This is a genomic window from SAR324 cluster bacterium (assembly GCA_029245725.1).
GTDB lineage: Bacteria > SAR324 > SAR324 > SAR324 > NAC60-12 > JCVI-SCAAA005.
Window position 1 is genome coordinate 1 of the sequence record JAQWOT010000317.1, and the last position, 12,402, is coordinate 12,402.

Sequence of the window (12,402 nt, forward strand, 5' to 3'; positions counted from 1 at the left end):
AAACTACGCAATTGCTCCAACGCCAAGAGCAGAGCCCTATTTGCTCAAAAAGGTTGAGGTGAGAGTAATGAGAGACAGTTATCCAAACTAAAACTTTTGAACAGAAAAAAGACTAGATTCAGAATTTGAAATCTTTGTGAGGGAGGATGAATTTAACGTGGGATCAAGCTGATTTTTCAGGATATGGATCCATTCGTTGTACATGTTAATTACAAAAAGAAAGCCAAGCCTTTCTAACCAATTTTGATTCATTTGAAATTAAAAAAGATTCTGGATCGTATTTTTTGAAACGCGAGAGATGTGGCCTCTTCTCTTTGATTTTTAGTAGGAAGCCAGCCTGTCACTCTGGGATAAGTATAACTCAGAAATTCATGACTATTTCTCAGCATCACGTGGGAGAGAGGCCAAAGGTCTGCTGTAGCCCCAAGTATTTCGATTAAGTTATAATTTCCAAGTCTTCCAAAACAAAGTGGTTGATGAAATCTATTATCCTTCTTCAGATAAATCACTTGATGGTGATGATTAGACTTGGTAGGGCTCAAATTGTTTTGTTTTTTGTTAAAAATAAATTCTTCTCAAGAATTACTGAGTAGAAAAAATTTTGCAAATTCACAATGTCAAAACTCTTTCATCTCCGAAAAGATGAAAAAGACATGCTTGCATAATTTATTGATGGAGCTTGCTATGAAGAATTACTTTGGGTTTTTAATCAATCGTTTTTTTATTTTTGCATTCTTGGTGTTTTTTTTGAGTTTTAGTTTAGCAAACGCAAAACCTGAACCTCCCCCAGAGATGCTGGAATGGCTGAAAAGAGGAGAACTGGGAGAGTATGAACCTAGCCAGGAAAACTGGGACGAAATTGTGAGAAAGGCCACCGAAGAAGGAGAAGTGATTGTCTACACCTCATCAGGCCGTATTCAAAAACTGGTTAAACCATTTGAGAAGATGTACCCCGGGATTAAATTGACTGTACATGACTTAGGGTCCACCAAATCCGTTGAAAAAACCAAACGTGAGCAACAAGCAGGAATTTACAATGCCGATGTCGTCACAACAGGAAATTCTGGGCAAGTCATTCATGAAATGTTGAATAAGAATCTTCTAGTTAACTATGTCCCACACCATTTCAAAGGCCGAATCCCCAGGGAATACCGTGAACCACTCTTAATAAGAGTCAATGAAGCGGTAGTATTTTTCTACAATTTGGAGGCTTTTCCCAATAGCCCCCCAGTTACAAATATTTGGGAATTCACCGAACCCCGATTCAAAGGTCGGGTGGGCATGAAAAACCCGATGTCCTCAGGTTCCACCTTTATGGCGGTTATGACCCTTATCCAGCATCCACAGGAAATGGCGGCTGCATACAAACGCTACAAAGGAGAGGAAATCAAGCTCTCAGAAGGTGTTCCGGATGCTGGATATGAGTTTTGGGCAAGAATGTTAAAAAATGATGTCGTTATTTTTAAATCTGGCTCTAAGTTAGCCGCAGCGTCAGGGAAAAAAGGCCAGAAGAAACCATTACTCGCTTTTGCTAACATGACCTACATCGCCCGCAACGACTCCAAGGGTTTTGTGAACGGCATCGTTAAGGATTTGGATCCAATAGCAAAACTGCTATATCCGACTTTCACTGCCATTGCGAGACAAGCGCCCCATCCAAATGCAGCAAAAGTTTTTACTGCTTTTGTCCTTGGAAGCACGGAGTTGAACAAGAACTCTAAACTTTCCAAACCCTACACAAAAGGAGTCAGTTCGGATTTGCTTTTGGGTCTTGCACCTTATTTTGACCCTGGCACAAGAAGCCCAAGAAATGATGTTCCATCACCCGAAGGTGGAGAAATTTGGGATGAAATGACGGAATGGCATGTTGATGCAGATTTTATGTGGAAACAGGGTGCAAGAATCCGTGATTTCTGGATTCAACATTCTAGCATGTGAGCCTGGTGCAACCCATGGAACAGATTAATTTAAGAGGCATCAAGAAGTCTTATGGCAAAGAAATGGCCGTGCAGAAACTGGATCTAACGGTCAATTCTGGAGACTTTTTGACTATCCTTGGGCCATCGGGTTGCGGTAAAACAACCATGCTTCGGGCTATAGCTGGACTGGAAGAACCTGATGAAGGGGAAATCCAGATTGGGAATAGAACCGTCTTTTCACGCAAACAAGGGGTATTTATTCCTCCTGAAAACCGAAACGTAGGTTTCATCTTTCAAAGCTATGCCTTGTGGCCTCATATGACAGTCGAGCAAAACATAACACTTGCTCTTAAAGAAAAAAAACTCAGTAGTACCGAAATTGAATCTCGTCTTAAGAAATCTTTGGAAATGGTTCAGATGGAACCATACCGCAAACGCTACCCCTCAGAATTATCAGGAGGGCAACAGCAAAGGGTTGCGGTTTCACGCTTGATTGCCCTTCAGTCAAAAATTCTCTTGATGGACGAACCGTTGTCCAACTTAGACGCTAAACTTCGAACTGAAATGCGTGCTGAGTTAAAACACCTTCATCGGGAACTGGAAGCGACAACAGTTTATGTCACTCATGATCAAACCGAAGCCCTGACCCTCTCGGATAATGTCGTGGTCATGAACAAAGGCCAAGTTATGCAAAGTGGGACTCCCTATGACATCTATCATCATCCAAATAATATATTTATTGCTGAGTTCATTGGAGATCCCCCAAATAATATATTCGAAGGTGAAATCGTCGACAAAGACGGTCAACTTCAACTGGACTGTAAAGAGATTTTCTTCCCCATGAAGAAAAAGCCTTCATCAGACTCACGAAAAGCCATCGCTACGGTTCGTCCAGAAAACATCAACGTATCCTTTCAAGAGCAGAGAAACTGGTTGAAAGTCACACTGGAATCAGTCCAGCCAACGGGAGCAAATACAATCCTGCAAGTCAAATACGGCAACACTGGAATCACCCTATTGCATCCTGAATTCATCAGGATGCAACTTGATGAGCCTTTATGGATTCGATTTGATCCTGAAAGTTTAAATTTCTTTAATAAAGAAACAGGAAAAAATATTCAACTTTGAGAATTTTGTTCCAATAAAAATCCCAGCTTTTTATTAAAAAACAGGCCGCAGATTTGTCCAAGTCTCAACTAACCTACTTTTTTTATAAATTAATTAACCGTCCTCATCTAGTACTCGGATCTGTTTGTCTGCTGATCCTTGGTTTTCTGGTGTTGACTCCCTTATTAGAAATCATCAGGGATTCTCTAAGCGTCCAAAGCTACGACATTGCTTATCTGCCTGAAGCAAAGATCGGTGAGTTCACTCTTTTTCATTATGATCGTGTCTTTGTAGGCCCTCTTTCCAAAGCTCTACTAATAAATCCTCTGCTCAATAGTATTGCGATCGGTGTTTGTGTCACACTGATTGGGGTATCTATAGGGACACTGCTTGCGTGGCTGATTGTTAAAACAAACATCCGCTACAAGAGCTTTTTCGGAGCTCTGGCTGTTGTGCCCTACATGATGCCTTCCTGGGTCTTGGCATTGGCCTGGCTGAGCCTGTTCAAAAATGATCGTATCGGTGGTGCCGAAGGCATGTTCACTTATTTTTTTGGAATTCAACCCCCAAATTGGATTTCTTATGGTTTTTTTCCTATTGTCATCTGCCTATCACTCCATTACTACGCATATGGCTATCTTCTTATGTCTGGAGCTCTGGCAAGTGTCGACTCAGAATTAGAAGATGCTGGCGCAATCTGTGGAATGAATCGACGGCAAAGATTGTGGAGAATCACTTTACCCTTACTATTACCAGCTTTGGGTTCAGCCATTGTCTTAACTTTTATTCGAATCTTAGGAACTTTTGGGACACCGGCACTATTAGGATTGCCAGTTCGGTTTTACACATTCTCTACCCAGATTTATGCTTCTCTCAATGCCAGCAATAACGGTGATGCTTATGTTTTAGCCCTAGTTTTGATAGTAACAGCCATCACTTGTATTTGGATCAACAACAGGATTTTGGGAGTACGTAAAAGTTATGTTACTTTGACTGGAAAAGGATTTCGATCCCGAGAGATCGATCTGGGTGCTTGGCGTTGGATGGCAACCTTAGGAGTCGGAATGTTCTTAGCGTCTACCGTTTTTCTGCCACTACTTATACTTTTGTGGGAATCTCTCTTGATCGTTCCAGGTGACTATCATCTTGGAAATTTTACTTTGGAATATTGGATAGGAGATGGAAGCATCGACGAAACCTATGGCGAACCAGGTGTTTTTCAGAGTGACAATATCATCAGTTCTCTTTGGAATAGTATTAAACTTGGGCTCTCTGCGGCTTTCTTCAATGGAATCATTGGATTGCTGGTGGGTTATGCAGTCGTAAGAGGCCGGGGAACCTTGCTGTCAAGGTGGCTAGAAGGAGTTGCCTTTGCACCTTATATCTTCCCATCCATCGCTTTTGGTGCAATTTACATCGGAATGTTTTCAAACTCCTGGGGGCCGGTTCCTGCACTCTACGGCACCTTCACTATTTTAGTATTGATCACTGTTGTAAAGAATCTTCCATTCACTTCACGCACAGGCATTGCAGCCATGCTTCAGATTGATCAGTCCATCGAAGAAACAGCGAGGGTCCAAGGCATTGGATGGATCAAGCGAATGGTAAAAATTGTCATACCATTGTCATTTAGTGGATTAGTTTCAGGAATGTTGCTTACTTTCATCACTGCTATGCGTGAACTCTCTCTCATCATCCTCCTCATTTCTCCCTCCAACATGGTTCTGACCGGTTTGTTATTTAATTACAATGAGCAGGATATGGCTCAGCATGCAGGCGCTGTGACGCTTCTACTCACTCTGATGATTATCTCAGGAAGCATATTAGCTCGAATAGTTTCAGGAGGTTTCGGATTAAGTGCACTAAAAAATGGCTAAGGGGATGATTTGAATTTATTTTTGATACGTCATGCAGAATCCAAAAACAATATTCGTAAAAGTTATCAAGAACGGGTTTCTGATCCAGAGCTCACAGAAAATGGGCATTTACAAAGCACTTATATGGCAGATTTTCTTCAAAAAGGCCTTCATCTGTCCCAGACAGAGTTTGAAGAAAATGAAAAACCCTTTGATCAAATCTTTTGCAGTGCAATGCAGAGATCTTTGGAAACGGTAGGTCCGGTTGGTGTCGCAATTGGACTCAAACCTGAGGTATGGCTTGATATTCATGAAGTTGGAGGAATTTATGAATTTAATGCTGATTTGACTGAAAAAATTGGACTCCCTGGGCTTAATCGAAAACAAATTCAATGTAATTTTCCAGATTATTTACTTCCAGACGAAATTGACGATGAAGGGTGGTGGAATAAAAGTGCGGAAACTCTTCAAGAAGTAAGTCTGCGTGCAGAAAGAGTTCTAAATATTATTAAAAATCGTGCAGAGGAAAATGTTCGTTTGGGACTGGTGACTCACGGAGCTTTTATAAGCAGTTTTTTAAGTTTACTTTTTAATTTAAATATCGCAGATGGCATAGCCTTTCAGAGTCATAACTGTTCTATTTGCAGATTAACCTTTGAAAGAAATAAAAAGATTACGATTCAATATTTAAATTTTTACAGTTACTTGCCTGAAAATTTGAGAGTCCCGCGCCCTGACCTCAATGTAGAAAATGGTTAAATACCACTATGAGTTTAGTACTAGAGATTTGTAAAGAATCCTTTGAGTACTTTGAACTGCGACTTATTTCTTTGTTGAGCTTCCTGAATATCGAAGCATGGAGAAGAAGTTTCTATTAATTCGTAGAACTACTCCTTACTGAGAAACTGTAGTTCAAGGGTGGAGTGGGGAACAAAACAGGCTCTATCGATTATTTAGAGTATCCAGTTTAAGCTGAATTTTCGAAAAATTAAGCAACTCTCACCTTGGATTATGCTCTCTCACACAAGAGATTGCTCATTTTTGCCAAATAACTTGAAAAGAATTACTATCGGTACAAGCGTAAACGCTATTAGTACTGTTCCAACAACTGAAGCATCACCAAAGTTTCCCTGAAGTACTTGAGCAAACACCTCCACAGGCAAGGTTCTAGTTTGTCCAGAATATAGAATAACAGTCGAACTAAATTCCCGTGCTATTGTTGCCATTGTCAACAGAGCCCCAGATAATACTGCTGGTGCAATCTGTGGAAGAGTAACCCGAACAAAGGTCCCACCCGGTGGCACCCCAAGATTTATAGATGCTTCCTCTGTTTGTGGCCCCATTTGGTAAAGAAATCCTGATACTGAACGCACTGTATATGGTAAGCGTCGTATGAAATATGATAGAATCAGAATAAGGCTTGTCCCAGAAAGGAAGAATGGGTCTCCACCAAAGGAAATAGAAATTGAAACACCCATTACGACTCCAGCAACTGCATATGGAGTCATTGACATAGTATCAATTATTGCAGTTAGCCTATTTTTACGTCGAACTACAACATAACCAACCAATGATCCTACAGCCACACACAGCACGGTAGAAGATAGCACGAGCAATAGAGAGTTGATGAATGAAGCTGGTAATCGAGTAGCTGTAAGGTATCCTTCAAAAGTGAATTCCCCTGTAAGTAATGGACCACGGGTTTTTAGAAATGATGAAACTACCACTGTGAGAGTTGGTAGAAATGCAATAAAGACAATTAAATAAACTATAAGAGTTGAAACAAATATTTTTGTAGTACTGGTTTTTCTTAATCCCAAAGGTGTTACTGTCTCTTGATTAAAAGAAGCTCGTCTTGCGAAACTTCTTTGGATTAGAAGTGCTCCAAAGGTTACTGTAAGCATCAAAATTGATAAGGTACTAGCAAGTCTTGGATTCCCACCAAACTCATTTATAAACTCTCCATAGACAAGAGACGCAAGAACTCGATATCCTTCACCAATTATCATTGGAGTACCGAAATCAGAAAAAGTGGTCACAAAAACAAGTAAAGCCCCGGTTGATATTGAAGGAATAATTAAGGGCAAAATCACGGTCCAGAAAACACCAAAAGGGGATCTTCCCATGTTGATGCCAGCATCTTCAATGCTCTGATCCACTGATCGTAGGCCTGACAACATCATAAGAAAAACAAATGGAAATGACTGTAAAGTAAAGACTAAGACTATACCACCCCAGCCATACAAGCTAGGTAATGTAATACCAATTATTTGTAGCCATCCTGTAATCACACCGTTTCTACCAAGCAACAATATCCATGCATATGCTCCTATAAAGGGTGGAGAAACAAAAGTAAGAACAATTGCCACTCGTATAAAGATTTTACCAGGAATCGCAATTCTACTTACTAGATATGCCGTTGGAACACCGATGATTACGGAAAAAATGGTGGCTAAAATGCAAACATAAAAACTGTTAAGAAGTGTTTCGTAATAGAATCTTTCGCTGAAAAATTCAATGTATGTTTCAATGATTGAGAAATTGTCAGTCGACGTGAAAGTGCCATCTTCCGTCATGAAGCTGGCAAGGATTAATCTTGTTAATGGGAAAATCAAAAGGGCAGCGATAATAATGACAGATAAACTGGAGACCAGTCCCCAGAAATCAAAATATCGATTATTTAAAATTTGAAATTTTCTATGAATCATAACTCGAATTTCACTTACTCTCCGATTGGAAATAACATTAATCTGTCACTGGGAATTGAAACGCTAATCTTATCTTTTTCATTATTTCTACCATCTCCTATTGGTGAAAATTCTTCAACTTGTACAAGCATCCTTGAGTTTGTTTCAACTTTATATCTGACTATTCCACCAAAATACATTTTCTGAGAAACAGTACCATAAAGAACGTTTTCTAAATCTGGTATTGGATCCACAATAATTTTGGCATCATGTGGTCTAAAGCCAAGTCCAACTGATTGACCTACAGATATTTTTAATCCAGAAATTAAATTAGCTACTAAATTTGTCCCATCCTTAAGCTCAATAGTAATCTGATTATCATTCATTTTGATAACAATTCCGTTTAAAAAAGTTCCTTCCCCCACAAATTCTGCAATATTTTTAGTCACAGGAAGCCGATATATTTCCATCGGAGAACCAATTTGCTTTACTTTACCCTTCAACATAACTGCGATTCTATCTGAAATACTTAGAGCCTCATCCTGATCATGAGTTACGTAAATCGTTGTGATACCTAATTTTTGCTGTAATTCTCGCAATTCCTCCCGCAACCTAACACGCAATTTGGCATCAAGATTGGCTAGTGGTTCATCCATAAGAAGAATTTGTGGTCTAACGACTGCTGCCCGAGCGACAACAACTCGCTGCTGTTGGCCTCCCGAAAGCTGACTAGGCTTTCTATCTTCATACCCATTGAGATCTACCAGGCGCAATGCTTCTTTAACACGATCAGACATTTCCTGCTTTGGAACACGTCGGGCTTTCAAACCGTATTCAACGTTTTGCCAGACTGTGAGATGAGGAAACACAGCATAGTTTTGAAAAACCATTCCGGTATCTCGATGATGAGCTGGAAGTGTATCTACTAATTTATCATTAAAATAAATATTCCCTTCATTTTGATTACAAAATCCTGCAATTGTACGAAGCAAGGTCGTCTTCCCACAACCACTTGGTCCTAAAAGTGTAAAAAATTCACCTGGTTTGACAATTAAGCTGACATTATCGACAGCCACAACATCAGTAAAATTAACACTGATATTTTCTATTCTTAGCCTAGTTGAAGAAACAGTATTCATTAAGTTATCTATTAAAAATAAATTGTTTGCTCAGACAACTTTAATCCAATAAAAAAATTTTGGGAAATGTTTAGTTTTACCTGAATTTAGTGATTTATATTTAATTATATATTCTATACTTTAAAATCATCAAAATTTTGGGAAAAATTGGCTCAAGATGATTGACATTTAATTTTCGTAAATACAAAGCAAAGAGAATTTTGTCTGGGGCAGACCCCCTAATTTCTTTTAAATAGGGGGCTTGAGGGAATCAGAATTGATTGAATCAAAAATTCTGGTTTTTTATCTTTCAATCCAAATTAAACTCCAAATTAAAGTGACTTAGCTCATTTTTTAAAAATTTGAAATTACATGTTTCTTTAACTCAGCGAGTTTTCATCATTATTTTCTTCCACTTAGCAAGGAATTCTTTTTTCTTCGAAATCGCATCCTCCATTGGATAATCCATAAGAGTCATCTCATCTACTCTGACCATAGCAGGATTTAATTCTACATTTTTATGGGTCGGTCTTCTTCCAAGAAATTCAGTAGCTAATGCACTTTGTTGAGGGTGGTCTAAAACAAAATCAGCGAAAAGACGTGCATTTACAGGATTTGGGCTGTTACGAATAAGAAAAAGACCACCAGGTAATAGTGCCATACCGTCTTTGGGGTAAACTATCCCAACATTTCCGGATGGAATCCATTTGAACGCGCCTTCTTCATAAGTTATTCCTATGGCATTCTCTCCTTGTCCTACTTGAGTAAATGGTATGCTAGAGCTATTCACTATTATTTGATTCCTTGCTAAAGCTTCAACTAAATCCCAGCCACCAATCCCAAGCCAAGTAACCATTGCAGCATAAGCGGAGCTAGACTTTGCTGGATTTGCATGAACTATCCTGCCCTTCCATTTTGGATCAGCTAAATCAGACCATCTTTGTGGAAGCTCATCCTCAGCAACTAGATCCTTATTGTAAACAATTACCATTGTGAAAGCATCAAAAGGTGCATTATATCCTTTCGGATCTAGAAAAGCCGGTGATATACCCTCAAGTGCTGGAGAATTATATGGTAAAAAGAGTTCCGGTGCTGACCCCCCAGTAAAGGAACCACCTCCAAACATAATATCTCCTTGTGGACGGTTTTTTTCAGCCTGAACTCTACCCAATAGTTCTCCTGTTCCCCCAGTAATGAGATCTACCTCGATGTTGCCATATTTTTCTTTGAACTTATTTACAAAGTAGTCAACCAGCTTTGTAGGATGAGATGCATAAATTACCATACGCTCTTCGGATGCTTGTGCATATCCACTCGTTGAAAAGACAGAAACTATTATTGTCAGACAAATCAGTACTATTTTGTTTTTGAGTTTCACAATAACTCTCTTTGAATGAAGTGAAAAAAATTTCCTCACTAGAAAACGTGTTCGTCTAGTGAAAATTATATTTCCTAATAAAACAGATCTATTAATAAGCCATGCACATCTTTTGTGTCAACAAAAATTATACCTAACATCTTAAGTACACATGGTTATTTGGCTGAGGTTGATGGGATGAAATTTCACTTATTCATATTGGCATTGAGCACTTTCTTTTGTACAGGGTTTGGCTACTTTTTGATGGCCCCCCTAAAGTAACTTTGCGGATGGAATTTTTTGCTGGTACCGCTAGGCACATCCTAAAATCTCAATATATTGACAACATTTCTTTGGCAACTCTGTGATGTACGGGGGTGGGGACAGAGAAATGCCTTCCCCGAATAATAAGCTCACTCTGAGAATGAATTTACTGCACATCTCACCCTCAAAGATTCAAATGCAGCTCAGTTGCTCAATTGAAATCGGTACCTGGGCGCCAGCTCTCTATGGATCCTCTCCATCTTTACTACATTGGGCTCTCTACCAAGCATTTTTGACTCTGAGTGGATTTTCTCTGCAAGCATCGCAATCAACGCTGAGGCTGTGCAAGGATGCTCAATCTGGTGATAGTATGCTGTCCAGGGCTCAATGTATTGCTAAGCAAACTCCTCCAGTCTCTTGCTCGCAAACAACTGAAGGACTGGATTGTCTGCAGTACGGTTGATGATTTCGATGACCTGGTCTTTTTTGATATTCCCAAAAGAGCCCGAACCGAGAGCATACATATAACTTCGCAGACTGCCCTCAGGGGTAATGTGCAGATAATAGGGCCGGTAGAACCCCTTTCTCACAGGGAGATGATTCTGGCAGCAAAGCCATTTGAGTTTAGTTCAAGGTGTCCCCAGACCAAGTCCTGGATCCTCCCACATCAACCATCTCCATCCCCACTGGGCTGAAATATTCGGGTAGGTGTCCAATCTCTTTGGTAAGCTTTTGAAGAAATTCATCGTACAATTCTCTGGAAGCATCAGTCATTACGACTTGGTAGAGAATTCTGTTGGTTTCACAAGCAACAGCTACCTGGATCATCTTGCCAAACAAGCCACGATATCTCTCATAGCGGTCATCCAGACTCAGCACCATCATCTTCAAGCCCGCAAGCCTGAGTGCTTCGACTAACGCTTCAGGACCATCAAATTCTTCTGTGCCCACCTTTACTGTACGACTTCCACCCCACCAGGCATTGGTGTTGGCACGAACATCCGGCCCTAGCCCTGAGGCAAATCGAATCAGTTCAATGATTGGGCTACCTGGAATGAAAGTCTCTCCACCTGTAAAATTGACCCCTGTATCCACCAAACCAAATGGTTTTGCCTGTTGGAGAAAGCTCCCGATGGACTCTTGATCTGCTCAGTCTGAGCCATGTTCCACAGGACGCAGACCATCCTGGAGACAGTGAGAGTAGGCCAAGGCCGTCAATTTTGGTTTGATCTACGGCGTGAGTCCCAATCAGCTGGTCAAGAATGGAATAGCCAAGAATCAAAAACAGGGGGCAACGATCATCAAGGCCTTTTTTGAACTCTACCCGAAGATCAAGTGGATGCACAAGTATCTGGAGCGGCAGATGGAGCAGGTGATTCAAAAAGATCCAACCCAGCTGCAAATCAGGACACATGGGACCAATCCTGGTCGCTGGTTGAGCAGGAAGGAGGTCAGTTTCAACGATGGTAAGCTACGCCCGAACACACTCTTCAATCAACCTGTTCAAGGCTTGGCAGCTGATGGAATGAAGGCAGCCTTAGTAGTCTTGCAGAAACGACTTGAGAGACTAGATGCTGAATTAGTGGCTGTGATTCATGATGAAGTGATTGTGCAGACGTCCCCATACTTGGCAGATGAGGTACTGGGTATTGTGCAGCAGGCTATGATCGACGGGATGCAAACTTTTATTGGTGAAGTTCTCATTACTGCAGAGGCCTTGGTGGGCAGGAGTTGGGCGGAGAAGTGATATCCTTCGAAGTTCAAACTTTGTTTCCAGCGTGGCAACTGATGCAATTAAAATTAAATGCTAGCTCAATTACTGGGCTCCTTTCTGATGTGATGCAGGCATAGCAAGCTGCCCATAAACTAATAAAGAATTTTAACCAAAATCATTGAGGTGAAAATTCTGCATTTTGGCATCAACTTTTTGAGAATTATTCCCAATCCCTCTGCATGGAAGCGTGAGGCAAAGATGCCAATGAGTTTCCATGACCTACCAGATTCTTCAGCGTTCTCTCATTCGAGTCGCTCTGCTTAGTATTGCTGTTTCGGGGTTGGTGCATTTGCGTCATTTAGAACAATGAAGTAATCTCC

General features: G+C 40.5%; 8 protein-coding genes and 1 pseudogene. 5 read left to right on the top strand and 4 right to left on the bottom strand.

Annotated elements, in window-relative coordinates; genetic code table 11:
• Nucleotides 1-528: 528 nt before the first annotated feature.
• Genes P8O70_16725 through P8O70_16740 form a run of 4 tightly spaced genes read left to right on the top strand, consistent with a single transcriptional unit; the run spans nucleotide 529 to nucleotide 5,641 of the window.
• Nucleotides 529-1,938 (top strand): extracellular solute-binding protein, encoded by a 1,410-nt coding sequence (locus tag P8O70_16725; protein MDG2198485.1) that lies wholly within the window; start codon nucleotides 529-531, stop codon nucleotides 1,936-1,938.
• A 14-nt stretch (nucleotides 1,939-1,952) separates the two neighbouring features.
• A complete protein-coding gene (locus tag P8O70_16730; GenBank protein ID MDG2198486.1) occupies nucleotides 1,953-3,047 on the top strand; it encodes an ABC transporter ATP-binding protein in 1,095 nt (364 codons plus the stop codon).
• 53 nt (nucleotides 3,048-3,100) lie between these two features.
• A complete protein-coding gene (locus P8O70_16735) occupies nucleotides 3,101-4,903 on the top strand; it encodes an iron ABC transporter permease (protein MDG2198487.1) in 1,803 nt (600 codons plus the stop codon).
• A gap of 9 nt (nucleotides 4,904-4,912) precedes the next feature.
• Nucleotides 4,913-5,641 (top strand): histidine phosphatase family protein, encoded by a 729-nt coding sequence (locus tag P8O70_16740; GenBank protein MDG2198488.1) that lies wholly within the window; start codon nucleotides 4,913-4,915, stop codon nucleotides 5,639-5,641.
• Nucleotides 5,642-5,901: 260 nt separating this feature from the next.
• Here P8O70_16740 and P8O70_16745 read toward each other — a convergent pair whose 3' ends face one another.
• From P8O70_16745 to P8O70_16760, 4 genes are all read right to left on the bottom strand, one after another.
• On the bottom strand, nucleotides 5,902-7,590 hold the full coding sequence (locus P8O70_16745) for an iron ABC transporter permease (protein MDG2198489.1): 1,689 nt from the start codon (nucleotides 7,588-7,590) through the stop codon (nucleotides 5,902-5,904).
• A gap of 14 nt (nucleotides 7,591-7,604) precedes the next feature.
• The gene (locus P8O70_16750; GenBank protein ID MDG2198490.1) at nucleotides 7,605-8,708 is read right to left on the bottom strand and encodes an ABC transporter ATP-binding protein; all 1,104 of its coding nucleotides are present in this window, start codon (nucleotides 8,706-8,708) and stop codon (nucleotides 7,605-7,607) included.
• 364 nt (nucleotides 8,709-9,072) lie between these two features.
• On the bottom strand, nucleotides 9,073-10,065 hold the full coding sequence (locus P8O70_16755) for an extracellular solute-binding protein (protein MDG2198491.1): 993 nt from the start codon (nucleotides 10,063-10,065) through the stop codon (nucleotides 9,073-9,075).
• Nucleotides 10,066-10,932: 867 nt separating this feature from the next.
• Nucleotides 10,933-11,403 (bottom strand): hypothetical protein, encoded by a 471-nt coding sequence (locus P8O70_16760; protein MDG2198492.1) that lies wholly within the window; start codon nucleotides 11,401-11,403, stop codon nucleotides 10,933-10,935.
• A 124-nt stretch (nucleotides 11,404-11,527) separates the two neighbouring features.
• Here P8O70_16760 and P8O70_16765 point away from each other — a divergent pair.
• Nucleotides 11,528-12,055, top strand: a pseudogene (locus P8O70_16765) (DNA polymerase).
• The last annotated feature ends 347 nt before the right edge of the window (nucleotides 12,056-12,402 follow it).